The following is an 18871-nucleotide window of genomic DNA, read 5'->3' on the forward strand; positions in this document are numbered from 1 at the left end:
TGCCCGCTGTGTGGATCTATCTGCCCCTCATAGTCCGACGACCCCCGATACCCCCGACACCCCCCGCGTCCTGGGATCTTTGGAGGTGAGCCGCCGTGGCACTCTCGATTTCGGCGGTGGTGCTGCTGGCGATCATCGTCTTCTTGCTGATCAAGAAGTCAGGCCTCAAGGCCGGTCATGCGGTCGTGTGCATGCTCCTGGGCTTCTATCTGGCGTCCTCCACGGTCGCCCCCACGATCAGCGAACTCACCACGAACATCGCGGGGATGATCGGCAGCTTCAAGTTCTGAGGCCGTCCGGCGCCCCGCTCGCCCGGCCCCGCCGGGGCCGGCTCCGGGTCGGAACCGGGTTCCGGGTCAGAGGTCGCCGCAGGCGTCCCGTGCCTTCACCAGTTCCTCCTTCACTTCCTTGCCGAAGTCGAAGGTCTGCGCATGGAGCGCCTGCGCTCGCCGGACGCTTTCGGCGAGCGGTTCGTACCGCTTGTCGCCCGCGGCCGCCGACGCCGAGAGCACACCGGCCGCGGCGAACCGGTTCAGCGCGATGTCGCCCTCCGGTCCCTTCGCGCCGTACTTCGACTCGTCGAACCCGCTGAGGGCGCGGCACGCGTCGCGTGCGTCGTCCGCCGGGGCGTTCGCGGTGGACCGGCCGTCATCGCTCAGATGCCGCGCCCACGGCGCCCCCGCCGGCCAGGAGGCCCGCCACCAGCGCGACGGCCGGGGCGACGCCGGGGCGCCGGGAAGGCGCGGGTGCCGGCGAGGCGGGCGGGACCGGAGCGCTGTACTGCGGCTGCGACGACATGCCACCACTCATGACATGTATATGACAGGTTCGGCCGGGACTCCGGTGGCCCGCGCCGGGGGCGGGGCCCGGCCCCTCGTAGGGTTGGTCCCATGACGGAACGGGCCGCTCGGCGGCTGATGCTGGTGCACGCGCATCCCGACGACGAGTCGATCAACAACGGCGCGACCATGGCGCGGTACGCGGCCGAGGGTGCCCTGGTGACGCTGGTGACCTGCACGCTCGGGGAGCTGGGCGAGGTCATCCCGGAGGAACTGCGGCATCTGGAGGGGTCGGCCGGGCTCGGCGCGTACCGGAGGCAGGAGCTGGCCGCGGCCATGCGGGAGCTCGGAGTCGAGGACTTCCGGCTGCTCGGCGGGGCCGGGCGGTACCGGGACTCCGGGATGATGGGGCTCGCCGACAACGACGACCCGGACTGCCTGTGGCAGGCCGGCCTCGACACCGCCGCCGAGCACCTCGTCGCCGTGATCCGCGAGGTGCGCCCGCAGGTCCTCGTCACCTACGACGACAACGGCGGCTACGGCCACCCCGACCACATCCAGGCCCACCGGATCGCGATGCGCGCCGCGGACCTGGCCGCCGACCCTGCCGTACGCCCCGACCTCGGCCGGCCCTGGCGGATCGCCAAGGTGTACTGGAACCGCGTCCCGCGTCCGGTCGCCGAGGCCGCCTTCGCACGGCTGAAGGACGACCTGCCCGGGCTGCCGTTCGACGAGCCGGCGGCGATCGGCGACGTTCCCGGAGTCGTCGGCGACGAGCGCGTCACCGCGGCGGTCGACGGCAGCGCGTACGCCGCCGCCAAGACCGCGGCGATGGCCGCGCACGCCACCCAGATCGAGATGGCCGAGCCGTACTTCGCCCTCTCCAACCAGCTCGCCCAGCCGGTCTTCACCACCGAGTTCTACGAGCTGGTGCACGGGGAACCCGGTGCCGGGGAGGGAGCGCGGGAGACCGACCTGTTCGCCGGGGTCGAGAAAGGTAGAGCGTCATGAGTACAGGGGGAGGGGGTCCCATGCTCGCGCAGCCCCTCAAGCCGCCTTCCGCCGGGCGGGCCGCCGCGTATCTCGGGCTCTTCCTGCTCGGCGCGGTGGTCGCGGTCGCGGGCGCTCTGGTGCAGGCCGCCTGGTTCCCCGGCGGGCTGCTGCTCGCGCTCGCGGGCGCCGCCGGGCTGTTCCTGGGCGGGGCACGGGCCGCGCGCAGCCGGGGCGGGGCCGTGGCGGGCGCGGCCGGCTGGATCGTCACCGTCTTCGTGCTCACCACCAGCCGCCCCGAAGGGGACTTCTTCTTCGCGGCCGAGAGCGGCTCCTATCTCTTCCTGCTCGGCGGCATGGCCGTTGCTGTGATCTGCGCCACCCTGGCGCCGGGGCGCCAACGGCACGACGGCGACGCCCGACTTGGCAAGTGACGTACCACTTCTTCCCGTGGGGCCGGTGCGGGTCCGGTGGGGGTTTACCCAGCAGTCCCGGGATAAGGGCCGGAAGTGGCCAGTATGGTGGTGCGCGCGCCGCCGAGCCGCCCGCACTGAGGTCGTAACGGGCGGCGGAGCCAACCGGGAGAACCTGCCTTGAGTCGTGAAACTGACACTCCGTCGTCCGGGCCCAACGGGCACGGCGGAGCCGCCTACCCCTCGGGGACCCCGCCGTACGGAATCCCGGCGGTCTCCGACGACCGTGCGGACGCGGGCCGTTCGGCCACGCAGTCCGAGGAACGCAAGACCGAGACCACGCTGACGACCCGGATCCGGATCAACATCCCCGGATCCCGGCCGATCCCGCCGGTCGTCGTGCGTACGCCCGTCTCCTCGGAGGGATCCGAGAACAGCGCCCAGGACACCGGCGGCGAGGCTCCGCAGCCGGCCGCCCCGGCGCCCGAGGCCGCCGCGGAGCCGCCCGCCGAACCCGCGGCACCGGCCGCGGAGAAGGCGACCAGCGACTGGTTCGCGCCCCGCAAGCCCCAGGCGAACAAAGGCGGTCAGGGCGGCGGCTCCACCAACGGAGCGGGAATGCCGGGTGGTTCGGGCGCGCCCGCGGCGAACGGGTCCGGCCCCGGCGCTTCCGGTCCGGGAACCTCCGTCCCCGGGCCCTCGGGCGTCGGCTCCTCCGTCCCGGGCTCTTCCGGCGGGGCCCGCCCTGGCGGCGTGGTCGGCGCCATGAACGTGCCCGGGGTGGCCAACGGCTCCCGCCCCGGCTCCACCAAGGGCGCCGGGCTGCCCGGCGCCACCGGCGGCCCCGTCGCCCCCGGCCACGGCGGCGGTACCGGGTCCTTCGACGTCACCGAGGCGCTGGCCGCGGGCCCGCTCTCCGGCGGCCCCCGCCCCGGCGACGAGCCGCGCCGCGACGACCTTCCGTACTTCTCCGACAACGGGCACGGCGCCCGCGACGGCCAGGGCGGCCCGAGCGGCACCGGCGGCCTGGGCGGTCCGGGCGCTCCCGGCGTGCCGGGCGGTCCGCAGGGCCCCACGGGCCCGACGGGCGGCCCCGTCACCGGCGACGGACCGCTGCGGCCGCCCGGGGTCGGCGCGCCCGCGGGACCCGCCGCGGGCGCGGGACGCCCGGGCGGTACCCCCGGCGCGCACACGGCACGCCCCGGCGGCGGTCTGAGCGACGACACCGCGGTCCTCACCCCGCAGCAGCACGTTCCGGAGCCGGGCACCCCCGGTTATGGCGCCCGGCCGGAGAACGTCTCCGGGCACACCGTCACCAGCGGTATGCCTGTCATCCAGCCCGGTGCCAACTCGCCGTTCGGGCCCGGAGCCGGCGGGAACGGGCCGGCGGCGCACACGCCGCCGCGGCTGCCCGAGCCGGCCCCGCAGAGCGCCGCCGCGGCCCCCGCCGCGCCCAAGGCCAAGAAGAAGGGCCGCAACAAGCTCGTCCTGCTCTGCGGCGCCGTGATCGTCGTCGCCGGTGTCGCCTACGGCGCCGGGCTGCTGATGAACCACTCCGACGTGCCCAAGGGCACCACCGTGCTCGGCGTCGACATCGGCGGCGGCACCCGCGACGACGCGGTCAAGAAGCTCGACGACGCCTTCGGCAGCCGGGTGAACCAGCCGCTGAAGCTGTCGGTCGAGGGCAGGGCCGTCACCCTCAAGCCGGACCAGGCCGGGCTCCAGTTCGACACCCAGGCCACGGCCAGCTCGGCCGCGACGAGCGACTACAACCCCGTGTCGGTGATCGGCTCGCTGTTCGGCAACCACCGGGTGATCGAGCCGCAGATGCCGGTCGACGAGGAGAAGCTCCAGGTCGCCCTGCAGAGCGTCTCGGGCGGCGAGGGGTCGGTGACCGAGGGCGGGATCAAGTTCCAGTCCGGCAAGGCCGTCGCCGTCTACGGCAAGCCGGGCAAGGGCATCGACGTCGGCGGCTCGACCCAGCTGGTCCAGCGGGCGTACCGCGCCCAGGTGGAGACGGGCGCGGCCACGCCGGTCCAGCTGCCCACGGTCACCCGGCAGCCGACGGTTCCCAACGCCGAGGTCGACCGGATGATGAAGGAGTTCGCGGAGCCCGCGATGTCCAAGAACGTCATCGTTCAGACCGATCCGGTGCACAGCATCCCGTTCGGCTCCCTGTCCCTGCCGAAGATCCTCGGTGTCAAGGCCGTCGGCGGCAAGCTCTCGGAGACGTACGACCTCGAGGCGCTCAAGAAGGCGTACGGCGGCACCTTCGACGGTGTGCTGATCACCCGGGCCACCGGACAGAAGACGGCCGTCACCCCCCAGGACGTCGCCTCCGCGCTGCGCAAGGCCCTGCGCGGCAAGACGACGGCGGAGCGGGTCGGAGTCATCGACACCAACCCCAGCTAGAAGCCTCACAGCGGCGGTAGAGGGCACCCGGTCCGTACGGACACCGGGTGCCCTTTTCTGCTGCAGGGGCCGTATGACATCTGTCATCTCGCAGTCAGGACCCGCGACACTGCCCGGCGCCCCCGCCCGTCGGCCAGCATGGCGGCCATGACGACAACAGCGGAGCGAGCCGCCACCACCACGGTGGTGGGGTTCGACCAGGTGACCAAGAGCTACGGGGACGTACGGGCCGTGGACGGGCTGACCCTCGCCCTGCGTCCGAGCGAGACCGTGGCCCTGCTCGGTCCGAACGGCGCCGGCAAGTCGACCACCCTCGACCTGCTTCTCGGCCTCCGGCAGCCCGACAGCGGCACCGTCAGCGTCTTCGGCGCCAGCCCGCGCGAGGCGATCGTCGCCGGGCGCGTGGGCGCCATGCTGCAGAGCGGCGGGCTGATGGAGGACGTCACCGTCGCCGAACTGGTGCGGCTCGCCTGCGACCTGCACCCCAAGCGGTACAAGACCGCCGACGTGCTGGCCCGGGCCGGTATCTCCCAGATCGCCGACCGCAAGGTGAACAAGCTCTCCGGCGGTCAGGCCCAGCGCGTCCGCTTCGCCCTGGCCACCGCCGGCGACAGCGACCTGATCGTCCTGGACGAGCCGACCACCGGCATGGACGTCTCCGCCCGCCAGGCCTTCTGGGCCACCATGCGCGAACAGGCCGACCAGGGCCGCGCGGTCCTGTTCGCCACGCACTACCTGGAGGAGGCCGACGCCATCGCCGACCGGGTGCTGGTGCTGCACCGAGGGCGGCTGCTGGCCGACGGCACCGCCGCCGAGATCAAGGCGAAGGCGGGGGCGCGACGGGTCTCCTTCGACCTTCAGGGCCCCGTCGACGAGGCCGCCCTGCGCGATCTGCCCTTCCTGACCTCGATGGCCGTGAGCGGCCAGACCGTCCGCATCCAGTCCTCCGACGCCGACGCGACCGTGCACGCCCTGTACGGGCTCGGCGTCTACCCCCGCAACCTCGAAGTCGCCGGGCTCGGGCTCGAGCAGGCCTTCGTCGCCATCACCGAGGCCGAGGAGGCCAAGCAGTCGTGAACAGTCTGATCAGGCTGGAGCTCGCCCGCGCCCTGCGCAACCGCAAGTTCCTGTTCTTCTCGGTGCTCTACCCCTCGATCCTGTTCCTGATCATCGCGGGCAAGGCGGACGGCGTCACCGAGGTCGACGGCACCGGCCTGACCGTCCCGACGTACATGATGGTCTCCATGGCCTCCTTCGGCGCACTCACCGCCGTGCTCATGGGCAACAGCGAGCGCATCGCCAAGGAGCGCGAGAGCGGCTGGGTACGGCAGCTGCGGCTCACCCCCCTGCCCGGGCGCGGCTACGTCCTCGCCAAGACCGCCGGCGCCGCCGTGGTCAGCCTGCCGTCCATCGTCGTCGTCTTCGTGGTCGCCGCCGCCGTCAGGCAGGTCCGCCTGGAGGCCTGGCAGTGGCTCGCCCTCACCGGCGCGATCTGGGCCGGCAGCCTGGTCTTCGCCGCGCTCGGCGTCGCCATCGGTTACCTCGCCACCGGGGACGCGGTCCGCCCGATCACGATGATCATCTACTTCGGCCTGTCCATGCTCGGCGGTCTGTGGATGCCGTCGACCACCTTCCCGCGCTGGCTGCAGAACATCGCCGAGTGGCTGCCCACGCACGCGTACGCTGCACTGGGGCGGGCGATCGAGGAGAGCCAGGCTCCGCACGCGAAGGACCTCGCCATCCTCGTCGCCTTCTTCGCCCTGTTCGCGGGCGGCGCGGCCTGGCTGTACCGGAAGGACATGCTGAAGGCGTGAGCGTCATGACGGAAGACCCGCGGCCCGGCGAAGCCCGGGCGGACCGGCTGATGCGCATGGGGGAGCCGCCCCGGAACGGGGGCGAGGCGCTGCGCAAACTGGTGTGGATCCTGCCCTGGCTGATCTTCCTCAGCTCGCCGGTGCACGACCTGGTCTCGGGCGCCCACACGGCCGCGGCCACCGTGGCCGGCTGGGCGGGCCTCGCGGCCTTCACCGGGACCTATCTGACGCTGGTCTACCGGAACATGGGCCGGTCGTTCTCCGGCGCGGTCGTCGGCTGGCTCGTCGCCGTGCTCGGCGTGCTCGCCGTCGTGCTGTGCCTGACCCTCGGCTCGCCATGGATCGGCCTGTTCGTGTACGTCTCCGTGGCCTGCGGCGCGACGAACCCGCTGCGGATCGCCTACTGGACGATCCCACTGACCACGGCCGTGATGCTGCTCGTCGCCCGGCACACGGGCGCCGAGGGCGAGTGGACCCTGTTCCTGCTGGTGATGCTCGTCGGCTTCGCGATGACCGGCGTACGGCAACTCGTGCGCACCACGATCGACCTGCGCAAGGCTCGTGCCACCGTGGCCCAGCTCGCCGCCAACGAGGAGCGGCTGCGGCTCGCCCGCGACCTGCACGACCTGCTCGGCCACTCGCTCTCGCTGATCACGCTGAAGAGCGAGCTGGCCGGCCGGATGCTGCCGGACCACCCGGACAAGGCGGCCCAGCAGGTCGCCGACATCGAACAGGTCAGCCGCCAGGCCCTGGTCGACGTCCGCGAGGCCGTCACCGGCTACCGCCGCCCCCGCCTGCACGCCGAACTGGCGGGCGCCCAGGTGGCGCTGACCGCCGCCGACGTCACCGCCGACGTGCCCGCCGAGCCCGACCTGCACGGCGTCCCCGAGGAGAGCGAGTCCGCGCTCGCCTGGGCGCTGCGCGAGGCGATCACCAACGTCGTACGGCACAGCGGCGCGACCCGGTGCACCGTCGACCTGGTGCGCCGCCAGACCCTGGACGGGCCGTTCCTCGAACTGTGCGTCGAGGACAACGGCTCGGGCGGCTCCGCCGGCGTGGGCAAGGGCCCCGGCAACGGTCTGACGGGCCTGGCCGAGCGCCTGGAGAAGGCGGGCGGGCAACTGGAGGCGGGGCGCGCCAAGCGCGGCTTCCGGCTCGTCGCCCGGGTGCCTCTCGCCTCCCCCGCGGACGTAGGATCCCCGGCATGAGCCGAACGATCAAGGTCCTCCTGGCCGAGGACCAGTCGATGGTCCGCGAGGCACTGGCCGCCCTGCTCGGCCTCGAGGAGGACATCGAGGTCGTCGCCCAGGTGGCGCGCGGGGACGAGGTCGTGGCGGCTGCGCACGCCCACGGCGTCGACGTGGCCCTGCTCGACATCGAGATGCCCGGCTGCACCGGCATCGAGGCGGCCGCCCGGCTCCACAAGGAACTGCCCGCGGTGAAACTGGTCGTGCTCACCACCTTCGGCCGCCCAGGCTATCTGCGCAGCGCCATGGAGGCGGGCGCGGACGCGTTCCTGGTCAAGGACGCCCCTGCCGCGCAACTCGCCGCGGCGGTGCGGAAGGTGCTCGGCGGCGAGCGGGTCATCGACCCCACGCTGGCCGCGGCGGCGCTGGCCGAGGGCGCCAACCCGCTGACCGACCGGGAACGCGAGGTCCTGCGCGCCGCGGCCGACGGCTCCACCAACGCCGAGCTGGCCGCCGCCCTCCACCTGTCCCAGGGCACGGTCCGTAATTACCTGTCGACCGCGATCCAGAAACTCGCGGTGCGCAACAGGACGGAGGCGGTCCGCATCGCACGGGAGAAGGGCTGGCTGTAGCAGCGCTCGCCGGGCATGCCGGGCGGCCGCGGCTTCGGCCCGGCTTCAGTTCAGCAGGGCCCGCGCGGCCCGCGCCTGCTCCCGCACCTGCTCGGCCGCGGGCTCGTCCACCGCGCCCAGCACATCGGCGTACGCCTCCAGCTCCCGGGCCCCGCCCACGAAGTCCCCGCGCTGCACCAGCAACTGCGCCCGCTCGTAGCGCAGCCGCGCCGGATGCGACGGCAGCAGCAGCGACAGCTCCACCGCCCACAGCGACACGTCCGACCGCTCGGGCCGTATGGCCGCCCAGGCCCGGATGTTGTTCAGGATCCGGGACACGACCTCCAAGGGCGAGGCGGGCACCAGCATCGACGGGTGCAGCGGCGCGCCCGTCGCCCCGACTACCAGCAGTTCGGCGTCCGCCCCCGTGAGCACCCGGCCCCCGTCGAACGGGTCCGCGAGCACCTGTTCCCCGGCCGCCCCGAACCCCACGACGAAGTGCCCCGGCAGCGCGACCCCGTACACCGGCGCCCCGGCCCGCCGCGCGACCTCCATCCACACCACCGACAGCAGGATGGGCAGCCCGCGCCGCCGCACCAGCACCTCGTGCAGCAGGGACGATTCCAGGCGCTGGTAGTCCGCCGTCGAACCGTGGAAGCCGTACCGCTCGCCGAGCAGTCCGCACAGGGCCTGCGCCCAGTCCCGCGGCCCGCCCGGCCGGTACGGCAGCTGTCCCGCGAGCCGGTCCAGCTCCAGCTGCGCCGCGTCCATGCCGGCCTCGTCAAGCGTCCCGTCGGCCGCCGCGCCCACCAGCAGGCACAGCATCGCGAGGTCCGGCCGCTCGGACCGCACCTCCTCGCAGAACCACCGCCGCACCGCGGCGGACCGTTCCGGGGACGGCGGATGCAGGGGACGCATAGCAGGCTCGTGCCCTTCCACGACGATCCCTACGACGGACGAGCGCCGGAGTTTTGCTGGGGCCCCGACGTGGGCCCCGGCGTGGACTCCGCCCGCGACGGCCGCGGGTGGCCGTGGCCGCCGGATTCCGGGGCGCGGTAGTGGTGGTACGCGTGGTGCGCGCCGAAGCCCATTCCGGCGTACAGCGCCCGCGCCGCGGCGTTGTCGCTCTCGACCTGGAGCCAGGCCGCCGACGCGCCCTCGTCGAGGGCCCTGCCGGCGAGCGCGGCGAGCACGGTGGTGGCGAGCCCGCGTCGCTGCAGCGCCGGATCCACCTCGACGGCGGCGAAGGACGCCCAGCGGCCGTCGACGACGCACCGTCCGATCGCCGCGGGGACACCGCCCTCACCGGGCACCGTCGCGAACCACACCGACGGCCCGCTGCCGAGCACCTTCAGGGCCACCTCGCTCACCCCCTTGCGCTGGTACCGCGCAAGCCACGCCTCGTCGGCCGTGCGGGACAGCACGACCCCGGAGCCCTCGGCCCGGTCGGCGACCGGCGCGAGCGCCCCGATCCACAGCTCGGCGGTCACCTCGCGCACCCAGCCCCGCCGCTCCAGCTCCGCGCACAGCAGTTCCTGCGTGCCGTCGGCGCCGGTGGCGGTCTGGATGTACGCGGGCAGGCCGCGCTCGCCGTACCAGCGTCGTACGGCGGCCAGGGCCGCGTCGAGCGGAAGTCCGGGATCGCCGAGCGGCAGCACCGAGTTGGCGCGGCGGGTGAAGCCCACCCGTCGCCCGACCACCACCCCGCGTCGGCGCGCTTCGCGCGGCACCTGCTCGACTGCCGCCCGCAGTTCCCACTCGCCCAGCCGCTCGCTCTCCACCGGCCGCCAGGCTCGCGCCGCCGCGCGCGCGAGCTCCTCGTACGTGGCCGCCGGGCCCCGCCGCCGGGCCGGTGCGGTCGGTACGACCTTGCCCGCGACCAGGGAGGACTCCGCGATCCGCACGGTCTCGCCACTCTTTCGTGTGATCAGCAGCACACCGTGGTCCCATGATGTGAGAACTCCGACCGTGTCGGTGAACTTCTCACCCGGCGCGCCAGGTTCGCTCAAGCGCCGTATTGAGACCCGTTTGCCCACGTCAGCAGCGCTGATTCGGACCTCGAGGCGTCCTGTCGCCGATATTTCCACAGGTCTGTTCACCCCTCCTGTTCGGATCATGCCCCGGAACGGAGATACTAGGGGCGGGCATCGACGACGCCGCGCTCCCGCGCGCCAGGCGGCGGAGCCTGTGGAGGCCCGCCAGCGCCCTATCGAGGAGGAACGACAGCGTGACCTACGTCATCGCGCAGCCTTGTGTCGACGTCAAGGACAAGGCGTGCATCGAGGAGTGCCCGGTCGACTGCATCTACGAGGGCCAGCGGTCCTTGTACATCCACCCGGACGAATGCGTCGACTGCGGAGCCTGTGAACCGGTCTGCCCGGTCGAGGCGATCTTCTACGAGGACGACACTCCCGAGGAGTGGAAGGACTACTACAAGGCCAACGTCGAGTTCTTCGACGAGCTCGGCTCTCCCGGTGGCGCCAGCAAGCTGGGGCTGATCGAGCGCGACCACCCCATTATCGCCGCGCTGCCGCCGCAGAACCAGTAAGAGCGGCCCGCCTTCGCGCCGCCTGGGTCCCGTACGGCCTGATCGCACTCCAGCGCTCCGCCCGCCGCACGGGACCGAGGCGTTTTTGGACCAGAAAGTGAGCCTGATCCCCGTGTCCGCACTCTCCGACCGGCTCCCCGCCTTTCCCTGGGACAAGCTGGAGCCGTACAAGAAGACGGCCGCAGCCCATCCGGACGGCATCGTCGACCTGTCGGTCGGCACCCCGGTGGACCCGGTCCCCGACCTGATCCAGAAGGCGCTGATCGCGGCCGCGGACTCCCCGGGCTACCCGACCGTGTGGGGCACGCCCGAACTGCGTGACGCGATCACCGGCTGGGTCGAGCGCCGCCTCGGCGCGCGGGACGTCACCCACCGGCACGTCCTGCCGATCGTCGGCTCCAAGGAACTGGTCGCCTGGCTCCCCACCCAACTGGGCCTCGGCCCCGGCGACAAGGTCGCGTACCCGCGCCTGGCCTACCCGACCTACGAGGTCGGCGCCCGCCTGGCCGGCGCCGAGCACCTCGTCTACTCGGCGACACCGGGCGCCGGCGTGCCGGGACCCACGGAGCTGGACCCGGCGGGCCTGAAGCTGCTGTGGCTGAACTCGCCCTCCAACCCCACGGGCCAGGTGCTGCCCAAGGAGGAGCTGAAGAGGATCGTCGCCTGGGCCCGCGAGCACGGTGTGCTGGTGTTCTCCGACGAGTGCTACCTGGAGCTGGGCTGGGAGGCGGACCCGGTCTCGGTCCTGCACCCGGACGTGAACGGCGGCTCGTACGAGGGCATCGTCGCGGTCCACTCGCTGTCCAAGCGCTCGAACCTGGCCGGCTACCGCGCCGCCTTCCTGGCCGGCGACCCGGCCGTCCTCGGCCCCCTGCTGGAGATCCGCAAGCACGGCGGGATGATGACCTCGGCGCCGACGCAGGCGGCGGTCGCGGCCGCCCTCGGCGACGACACCCACGTCCGCGAGCAGCGCGAACGCTATGCCGCCCGCCGCACGGACCTGCGCCGGGCCCTCCTCGCCCACGGTTTCCGCATCGAGCACAGCGAGGCGAGCCTCTACCTGTGGGCCACCCGTGACGAGTCCTGCTGGACCACGGTCGCCCACCTCGCCGAACGGGGCATCCTGGTCGCCCCCGGCGACTTCTACGGTCCGGCGGGCGCGGACTTCGTACGCGTCGCGCTGACGGCGACGGACGAGCGGGTCGGCGCCGCGGTGGAGCGCCTGGCCGGGTAGTCCGCCACGGCCGTACCCGCGCCCACGCGCGGACGGGCTCCGCACGCCGACGGGGTCCGGGGAAGAGACCCGGACCCCGTCGGTCGTTCGAGGGGCGCTCAGCCGAGAGGCAGACCGGAGACCGGCAGGGACTGCGTCGGCAGCCCGCCCTTGGCCGCCGTGTTCGCGGCGCCGCCGAGGAGCCCTCCGGCGGACCCCGCCGCGTCGCCCGCCGCCTTTCGCGCCGTCGGCGCCGCCTGCTTCACGACCTTGCCGCCGGTGCCGCCCGCGACCCCGGTGACGTGCTGCGCGGCACCGTCCACGGTGTTGCCGACGCTCGCCCCGTCCAGGGCGGTCAGCCCGCCGAGGTTCGGGGCGGCCGGCAGCTCGGGGGCAGCGCTCGCGGCTCCGGCCGCACCGACCCCGGCGGCCGCTCCCGCGGCGACGAGCAGCGCGGCACGGGCGATCCGGCGGGTCAGGGGGAGGGACATGGTGCTCCTTCGACGGAGGGAACGGACGCTCTGACTACCGCTCGAAGTCCGCGAAGGTTGCGGCGGGCCAACGTAAAGAATTGGTAACGCGTCGCATTATCGGGTACGCGTAAAACCGGACGAAAGACACCTCTTCAAAGGTCGTAAAACCCCGTGCAGCCCTGTGCTGCCAAGGGCTTCGGTGCCTTTGGCAGGGGTGATCCCTCAGGGTGAGGACCCGTACTAACGCCCGGTCGTGGTGATGAGGACCGAGCCCGTCGCCCGCTCCGCTCCGGCGGCGCCCCGCGTCTGCGCCGTCCGCCACCGGCTCTCGGTCATCCCGGCCGTCCACTGCCAGCCGCCGTAGGAGACCTGCTCGATGTGCAGCGCGGAGGCGTTGGCCACCGCCCAGTGCGCCAGCTGCCAGCCGCGCTGCCGCGCGCCGCGCCCGGCGTCGGCCGTGTCGTCGGGCACGGGCACCGTCACGGTCCGCCCGTCCCCGCTCGCGCTCGCCGCCGGGCTCGGGGTGGGCGTCGGCGACGGTTTGCCGCCGACCTCCGCGCCCGCCTCCTGCACGACGTCCCGGCCGAAGTCCCGGACGAGCGCGGCACGCACCGCGTCCGGGCCGCTGGTCCGGGTGGGACCCGGGCGGCCCCGGCAGGCCAGCGTGGCCCCGGAGCGCCCGGTGAGCGCGGCGGCGAGCAGCGTCGCGTCCGGCTCGTGCTTGGCGTACGCCTGTGGGAAGCCACTGCGCTGCACGCGCTGCGCGGCCACGGTCAGCGGCAGCCGCGTGTAGCCGGGGACCTTGTTCAGGTGCTCGTAGAAGATCCCCGCCGAGTAGGCCGGGTCCATGATCTCCTCCGGCGAGCCCCAGCCCTGCGAGGGCCGCTGCTGGAACAGGCCGAGGGAGTCCCGGTCGCCGTAGTCGATGTTGCGCAGCGCGGACTCCTGGAGGGCGGTGGCCAGCGCGATGGTCACCGCCCGCTCGGGCATGCCGCGCCCGGTGCCGACGGCCGCGATCGTCGCCGCGTTCACCGCCTGTTCCGGCGTGAACCGGTACGACGCGCCGTCGCCCTTGCCGGAGACGACCTCGCAGCCCGGGCCTCCGGTGCCTCCGGTGAGGTACTGCACCGAGAGGTAGCCGGCGAGCCCGAGCAGGACCACGACAGCCGCCCCGAACCGGAGGAGGCGGCCACGACGCTTGGAAGAGGGGGGAGGGTGCGGCACGCCTACAAGGTACTGGAGGCTGCCGGGGCGCATGAGGCAGGTGTGGACAACGTGCGAGGACGTACGAGCGGTTCACCGCGTTAGGGTCGACCGCATGGCCGATAACCCGCTTGACCTCACGCTGGACGCCGCGCGCCTGACCGCGCGACTCGTCGACTTCTCCTCGGAGAGCGGCACCGAGAAGCCGCTCGCCGACGCGATCGAGGGCGCCCTGCGCGCCCTGCCGCACCTGACGGTCGACCGCTTCGGCAACAACGTCGTGGCCCGCACGAACCTCGGGCGCGCGCAGCGGGTGATCCTGGCCGGCCACATCGACACGGTCCCGATCGCCGGAAACGTCCCCTCGCGGCTCGATGAGGACGGCGTCCTGTGGGGCTGCGGCACCTGCGACATGAAGTCCGGCGTGGCGGTCCAGCTGCGCATCGCGGCCACGGTCCCCGCCCCCAACCGCGACCTGACCTTCGTCTTCTACGACAACGAGGAGGTCGCCGCCGAGCTGAACGGCCTCAAGCACGTCGCCGAGGCGCACCCGGAGTGGCTGGCCGGCGACTTCGCCGTGCTGCTCGAGCCCTCCGACGGAGAGGTCGAGGGCGGCTGCCAGGGCACCCTGCGGGTGCTGCTGAGGACCAAGGGCGAGCGGGCCCACTCGGCGCGCGGCTGGATGGGCTCCAACGCCATCCACGCCGCCGCGCCGATCCTGCGGCGGCTCGCCGAGTACCAGCCGCGCTATCCGGTCATCGACGGCCTGGAGTACCGCGAGGGCCTCAACGCGGTCGGCGTCTCCGGCGGGGTGGCGGGCAACGTCATCCCCGACGAGTGCGTGGTCACGGTCAACTTCCGCTACGCCCCGGACCGCACCGAGGAGGAGGCCGTCGCCCACGTCCGCGAGGTGTTCGCGGACTGCGGGGTGGAGGAGTTCGTGATCGACGACCACAGCGGCGGCGCCCTGCCGGGGCTGAACCACCCGGCCGCGGCCGCGTTCATCGAGGCGGTCGGCGGCACCGCGCGCCCGAAGTACGGCTGGACGGACGTCTCGCGCTTCTCGGCGCTGGGCATCCCCGCCGTCAACTACGGCCCCGGCAACCCCCACTTGGCGCACAAGCGTGACGAGCGGGTGGAGACGGCCAAGATCCTCGCGGGCGAGGAGCGGCTGCGGGCCTGGCTGACGGACTGACCGCCGTCACGAACGTCGGACCGCCGTCACGGGTGTCCGACCGCCGCCACGAGCGTCCGCACGGCGCTTCACGGCGGACATACCGACGTCCCCCTCTCGTAACCCCCGTGGATCTACGCTGAGGTGGAATGTCACGCACACGGAGGGAGCGCACATGCCAACAGGCAACCCCGAGGGCAAGAAGCAGCCACCGGAGGAGCAGCGCCTCGGACCGGTCCTCCGGCGGCGTGGCCAGGTCCAGGCGAGCACCACGGATCAGCGGTTGCTGGACGAGCGCGCTCCCACGGACTGGGTCCACACGGACCCCTGGCGCGTCCTGCGCATCCAGTCGGAGTTCATCGAGGGCTTCGGCACGCTCGCCGAACTCCCGCCCGCCATCAGCGTGTTCGGCTCCGCACGGACGGCGGTGGACTCGCCGGAGTACGACGCGGGGGTGCGCCTCGGCCGGGGCCTGGTCGAGGCGGGCTTCGCGGTGATCACGGGCGGCGGCCCGGGTGCGATGGAGGCGGCGAACAAGGGCGCGCTGGAGGCCGGCGGCGTCTCGGTGGGCCTGGGCATCGAACTGCCCTTCGAGCAGGGCCTGAACGCCTATGTCGACATCGGCCTCAACTTCCGCTACTTCTTCGTCCGCAAGATGATGTTCGTGAAGTACGCGGAGGGCTTCGTCGTCCTGCCCGGCGGCCTCGGCACCCTGGACGAGCTCTTCGAGGCCCTGACCCTCGTGCAGACCCAGAAGGTCACCCGCTTCCCGATCGTCCTGTTCGGCACCGCGTACTGGGGCGGACTGGTCGACTGGCTGCAGAACACCCTGATCGCCCAGGGCAAGGCGGCCCAGGCCGACCTCACCCTGTTCCACGTCACGGACGACGTGACGGAGGCGGTGGCCCTGATGTCGAAGGAGGCGGGCCGCTAGCGGCCCGTACGGCGGGGCGGGGCACCGTGCGCCCGGCCCCACCGGCCCCGCCGGGCCGCTGCCGGCGGGAAAGCCCTGCGCTCTACGCCAGCCCGCGCCGGGCCACCGCCGGCGGCCGGTGCCCCGCGATGGACGCCACCATGTCCAGCACCTGCCGCGTCTCGGCGACCTCGTGCACCCGGTACACCTGGGCTCCCAGCCACGCCGAGACAGCCGTCGTCGCCAGCGTCCCCACCAGCCGCTCCTTCACCGGCTTGTCCAGCGTCTCGCCCACGAAGTCCTTGTTGGACAGCGACACCAGCACCGGCCACCCGGTCGCGACCATCTCGCCCAGCCGCCGGGTCGCCTCCAGGCTGTGCCGCGTGTTCTTGCCGAAGTCGTGCCCGGGGTCGATGATCACCGACTCCCGGGGCACGCCGAGCGCCACCGCCCGCTCGGCCAGCCCCACGGTCACCCGGAGGATGTCGGCCATGACGTCGTCGTACGTCACCCGGTGCGGCCGTGTCCGCGGCTCCGCGCCGCCGGCGTGCGTGCAGACCAGGCCGGTGCCGTAGCGCGCCGCGACCTCGGCGAGCCGCGGGTCCACCCCGCCCCAGGCGTCGTTCAGCAGGTCGGCACCCGCCTCGCACACGGCCTCGCCGACGTCGGCCCGCCAGGTGTCGACGCTGATGACCACGTCCGGGAACCGCCGCCGCACCTCGGCCACGAAACCGACCGTCCGCCGGGCCTCCTCCTCGGCCGTCACCTCGTCGCCGGGCCCGGCCTTCACCCCGCCGATGTCGATGATCGCGGCCCCCTCGGCGACCGCCTGCTCCACGCGCGCGAGGGCCGGCTCGTCACGGAACGTCGACCCCTGGTCGTAGAAGGAGTCCGGGGTCCGGTTGACGATCGCCATGATCACCGGCTCGTGCGCGTCGAATGCGCGCCTGCCCAGCCTGAGCATCCCCTGTGACCTCTCCTCTTCTTCCCGGTCTTCCCCGGTCTTCCCGGTCTTCCCCGGTCTTCCCGGTCTTCCCCGGTCCTGCCGGTCTTCCCCGGCCGTTCCCGGTCTTCGGCCGTCTGCGACCCTAACCGTCAGCCTCGCATGGCACGATCGGACCCTGACACTTACGACAGACTCCGTGGGGACCCCAGCGATGGTTATGTTCTTCTTCCTGGTCGTCGCGCTCGCCGTCGTGGTCGCCGCGGTGACCCTCGCGGTGGTGGGCGGAGGCGAGGGAACCGGACCGCTGCCCGAGGCGGCGCCCGAGCGGCTCCTGGACCCGCTGCCACCGGACCGCCCGGTGGACCGCGCGGACGTGGAGAGCCTCCGCTTCCCGCTGACCGTCCGGGGCTACCGCATGGCGGACGTCGACGACGCCCTCGGCCGTCTCGGCGCCGAACTCGCCGAGCGCGACGCGCGGATCGCCGACCTGGAGTCCGCGCTGGCCGGTGCCCGCGCCGCCGCCCACGTCCACCTGACCAAGCCCGATCGGGAGGACCAGCGGTGACGGACGAGACCATGACGCCGGGTGCAGCGATCGCCGGCCCGGACGGCGCCCTGCGCTGCCCGTGGGCCCTGTCCACGGCGGATTACGTGGCCTACCACGACGAGGAGTGGGGCCGCCCGGTCCACGGCGACGACGCGCTCTACGAACGCCTCGCCCTGGAGGCCTTCCAGTCCGGCCTGTCCTGGATCACCATCCTGCGCCGCCGCGTCGGCTTCCGCTCCGCCTTCGCCGACTTCAAGATCGCGGCGGTGGCGGACTTCACCGACGCCGACCGCGAGCGGCTGCTCGCCGACCCGGGCATCATCCGCAACCGCGCCAAGATCGACGCGACGCTGGCCAACGCGCGTGTGATCGCCGGCTGGTCCCCGGGCGAGCTGGACGCCCTCATCTGGTCCCACGCCCCGGACCCCGCCACCCGTCCGGTACCCAGGACCCTCTCCGACGTCCCGGCCGTCACCCCCGAGTCCACGGCCCTGTCCAAGGCCCTGAAGAAGCGCGGTCTGCGCTTCGTCGGCCCGACGACCGCGTACGCCCTGATGCAGGCGTGCGGCCTGGTCGACGACCACCTCGCGGACTGCGTGGCACGCCGCCCCTGACCCGGCCGGTCAGAGCGGCGCGCCACGCTACGCCGCGGTCAGCGGCCCAGGTACTTCGGCTTCTCTTTGTCGACGAACGCCTGGACGGCGATCGCGTGGTCCTCGGACTGCCCTGCCCGGGTCTGGAGTTCGTCCTCCTTCTGGAGGGTCTCCTCCAGGGAGTGCGTCAGTCCGAAGGCCACCGCCTCCTTCAGCGCCGCGTACGCCGCCGTCGGCCCCTCGGCCAGCGCCCGCGCCGTCCTCTCGGCCTCGGCCCGCAGTTCGGCGGCCGGCACGATCCGGTTCGCGATGCCCAGTTCGTGCGCCTCCTGGGCGGTGATGCGGCGCGGGAAGAGCAGCAGGTCGGTGGCGCGGGACGGCCCCACCACCCGAGGCAGGGCCCACGAGATCCCCGAGTCCCCGGTGAGCGCGACGCCCGCGAACGAGGTGTTGAAGGACGCCGTGTCCGCCACGATCCGGTAGTCGGCGGCGAGCGCGAAGCCGAAGCCCGCCCCGGCGGCGACCCCGTTCACGGCGGCGACCACCGGCTTCCGCGCCCCCGCCAGCGCCCGCACGATCGGGTTGTAGTGCTCCCGCACGGTGCTCATGGTCTGCCCCGACCCGGACTCCCGGTCGGCGGCCAGCAGCCCGATGTGCTCCTTGAGGTCCTGGCCCACGCAGAACGCCCGGTCCCCGGCGGCGGTGAGCAGGACCGCCCGCACGGCGCCGTCGTCCGCCGCCTCCCGGGCCGCGTCCCGGAGAGCCACCTTGGCGGCGACGTTCAGCGCGTTCATCGCCTCGGGGCGGTTCAGCGTGATCGTCGCGAGCCCGTCGCTCACCTCGTAGAGCACGGTGTCGGCCATGGGGCATCCCCTCCGGTGTCGCCTCGATGACGTACCGCTCGGTACGTCATGGTCGGTCCTGGTCCGAGGACAGCATGACGGAGATCACCGGCCGGGGCGCGGACCCGGCATGTGACCTGCGTCAAAGAATTCCGGGGCGTCCGCGGCGGGCGCACGAAGGCGCGGGGCGCAGTATCGCAGCCACATCGCCGA

General features: G+C 73.2%; 21 protein-coding genes. 14 read left to right on the forward strand and 7 right to left on the reverse strand.

Features of this window, described 5'->3' with window-relative positions; translation table 11 throughout:
• Window positions 1–95: 95 nt before the first annotated feature.
• Window positions 96–290, forward strand: a complete 195-nt coding sequence (locus ACWEK3_RS19855; RefSeq protein WP_361413222.1) for a hypothetical protein — start codon at window positions 96–98, stop codon at window positions 288–290.
• Between the two features lie 66 nt (window positions 291–356).
• On the opposite strand, the gene ACWEK3_RS19860 is transcribed toward ACWEK3_RS19855, so the two are convergent.
• Window positions 357–806: a hypothetical protein gene (locus ACWEK3_RS19860; RefSeq protein ID WP_453250223.1), complete on the reverse strand. Its 450-nt coding sequence runs from the start codon at window positions 804–806 to the stop codon at window positions 357–359.
• 84 nt (window positions 807–890) lie between these two features.
• Here ACWEK3_RS19860 and mshB point away from each other — a divergent pair, with 84 nt between their 5' ends.
• The 7 genes from mshB (at window position 891) to ACWEK3_RS19895 (ending at window position 8227) form a co-directional block, all read left to right on the forward strand.
• Entirely contained in the window at window positions 891–1790 is a 900-nt protein-coding gene (mshB, locus tag ACWEK3_RS19865; protein ID WP_450543237.1) for an N-acetyl-1-D-myo-inositol-2-amino-2-deoxy-alpha-D-glucopyranoside deacetylase, read from the forward strand.
• 20 nt (window positions 1791–1810) lie between these two features.
• A complete protein-coding gene (locus ACWEK3_RS19870) occupies window positions 1811–2203 on the forward strand; it encodes a DUF6113 family protein (RefSeq protein WP_453250224.1) in 393 nt (130 codons plus the stop codon).
• A 159-nt stretch (window positions 2204–2362) separates the two neighbouring features.
• Window positions 2363–4594: a hypothetical protein gene (locus ACWEK3_RS19875; RefSeq protein ID WP_453250225.1), complete on the forward strand. Its 2232-nt coding sequence runs from the start codon at window positions 2363–2365 to the stop codon at window positions 4592–4594.
• 147 nt (window positions 4595–4741) lie between these two features.
• Window positions 4742–5671 carry an ABC transporter ATP-binding protein gene (locus tag ACWEK3_RS19880; protein ID WP_453250226.1) on the forward strand — a complete coding sequence of 310 codons (930 nt, stop codon included), beginning with the start codon at window positions 4742–4744 and terminating at the stop codon, window positions 5669–5671.
• The gene (locus tag ACWEK3_RS19885; RefSeq protein ID WP_453250227.1) at window positions 5668–6408 is read left to right on the forward strand and encodes an ABC transporter permease; all 741 of its coding nucleotides are present in this window, start codon (window positions 5668–5670) and stop codon (window positions 6406–6408) included. The genes ACWEK3_RS19880 and ACWEK3_RS19885 overlap by 4 nt, the downstream gene beginning before the upstream one ends.
• Window positions 6405–7616: a sensor histidine kinase gene (locus tag ACWEK3_RS19890; RefSeq protein ID WP_450543246.1), complete on the forward strand. Its 1212-nt coding sequence runs from the start codon at window positions 6405–6407 to the stop codon at window positions 7614–7616. The genes ACWEK3_RS19885 and ACWEK3_RS19890 overlap by 4 nt, the downstream gene beginning before the upstream one ends.
• Window positions 7613–8227 carry a response regulator transcription factor gene (locus ACWEK3_RS19895; RefSeq protein ID WP_225075431.1) on the forward strand — a complete coding sequence of 205 codons (615 nt, stop codon included), beginning with the start codon at window positions 7613–7615 and terminating at the stop codon, window positions 8225–8227. The genes ACWEK3_RS19890 and ACWEK3_RS19895 overlap by 4 nt, the downstream gene beginning before the upstream one ends.
• Window positions 8228–8272: 45 nt before the next feature.
• On the opposite strand, the gene ACWEK3_RS19900 is transcribed toward ACWEK3_RS19895, so the two are convergent.
• The gene (locus ACWEK3_RS19900) at window positions 8273–9124 is read right to left on the reverse strand and encodes a SirB1 family protein (protein WP_450543248.1); all 852 of its coding nucleotides are present in this window, start codon (window positions 9122–9124) and stop codon (window positions 8273–8275) included.
• Window positions 9125–9153: 29 nt separating this feature from the next.
• Window positions 9154–10293: a GNAT family N-acetyltransferase gene (locus ACWEK3_RS19905; RefSeq protein ID WP_453250264.1), complete on the reverse strand. Its 1140-nt coding sequence runs from the start codon at window positions 10291–10293 to the stop codon at window positions 9154–9156.
• Between the two features lie 140 nt (window positions 10294–10433).
• Between ACWEK3_RS19905 and fdxA the strand changes: the two genes are divergently transcribed.
• Together fdxA and ACWEK3_RS19915 are read left to right on the forward strand one after the other, a co-directional pair.
• Window positions 10434–10754: a ferredoxin gene (fdxA, locus tag ACWEK3_RS19910; protein ID WP_100568222.1), complete on the forward strand. Its 321-nt coding sequence runs from the start codon at window positions 10434–10436 to the stop codon at window positions 10752–10754.
• A 112-nt stretch (window positions 10755–10866) separates the two neighbouring features.
• Window positions 10867–11988 carry a bifunctional succinyldiaminopimelate transaminase/glutamate-prephenate aminotransferase gene (locus ACWEK3_RS19915; RefSeq protein WP_453250228.1) on the forward strand — a complete coding sequence of 374 codons (1122 nt, stop codon included), beginning with the start codon at window positions 10867–10869 and terminating at the stop codon, window positions 11986–11988.
• Between the two features lie 98 nt (window positions 11989–12086).
• Here the strand turns inward: ACWEK3_RS19915 and ACWEK3_RS19920 are convergent, their stop codons facing one another.
• Together ACWEK3_RS19920 and ACWEK3_RS19925 are read right to left on the reverse strand one after the other, a co-directional pair.
• Window positions 12087–12458, reverse strand: coding sequence for an ATP-binding protein (locus tag ACWEK3_RS19920; RefSeq protein ID WP_453250229.1), 372 nt, complete (start codon window positions 12456–12458; stop codon window positions 12087–12089).
• 222 nt (window positions 12459–12680) lie between these two features.
• Complete coding sequence (locus ACWEK3_RS19925; protein ID WP_453250230.1) at window positions 12681–13664, reverse strand: heavy metal transporter; 984 nt, start codon at window positions 13662–13664, stop codon at window positions 12681–12683.
• 94 nt (window positions 13665–13758) lie between these two features.
• Here ACWEK3_RS19925 and dapE point away from each other — a divergent pair, with 94 nt between their 5' ends.
• Window positions 13759–14838, forward strand: coding sequence for a succinyl-diaminopimelate desuccinylase (dapE, locus tag ACWEK3_RS19930; protein WP_453250231.1), 1080 nt, complete (start codon window positions 13759–13761; stop codon window positions 14836–14838).
• Window positions 14839–14992: 154 nt separating this feature from the next.
• Window positions 14993–15751 carry an LOG family protein gene (locus ACWEK3_RS19935; protein WP_361426326.1) on the forward strand — a complete coding sequence of 253 codons (759 nt, stop codon included), beginning with the start codon at window positions 14993–14995 and terminating at the stop codon, window positions 15749–15751.
• Between the two features lie 82 nt (window positions 15752–15833).
• Here the strand turns inward: ACWEK3_RS19935 and folP are convergent, their stop codons facing one another.
• On the reverse strand, window positions 15834–16694 hold the full coding sequence (gene folP, locus ACWEK3_RS19940; RefSeq protein WP_365774112.1) for a dihydropteroate synthase: 861 nt from the start codon (window positions 16692–16694) through the stop codon (window positions 15834–15836).
• A 193-nt stretch (window positions 16695–16887) separates the two neighbouring features.
• Between folP and ACWEK3_RS19945 the strand changes: the two genes are divergently transcribed.
• Window positions 16888–17241, forward strand: coding sequence for a DivIVA domain-containing protein (locus ACWEK3_RS19945; protein WP_453250232.1), 354 nt, complete (start codon window positions 16888–16890; stop codon window positions 17239–17241).
• 11 nt (window positions 17242–17252) lie between these two features.
• On the forward strand, window positions 17253–17837 hold the full coding sequence (locus tag ACWEK3_RS19950; RefSeq protein WP_390727627.1) for a DNA-3-methyladenine glycosylase I: 585 nt from the start codon (window positions 17253–17255) through the stop codon (window positions 17835–17837).
• A gap of 38 nt (window positions 17838–17875) precedes the next feature.
• Here ACWEK3_RS19950 and chcB read toward each other — a convergent pair whose 3' ends face one another.
• Window positions 17876–18679 carry a 2-cyclohexenylcarbonyl CoA isomerase gene (chcB, locus tag ACWEK3_RS19955; protein ID WP_450543260.1) on the reverse strand — a complete coding sequence of 268 codons (804 nt, stop codon included), beginning with the start codon at window positions 18677–18679 and terminating at the stop codon, window positions 17876–17878.
• Window positions 18680–18871 lie beyond the last annotated feature (192 nt).

The sequence above is a fragment of the Streptomyces sp. NPDC004721 genome, assembly GCF_053601495.1.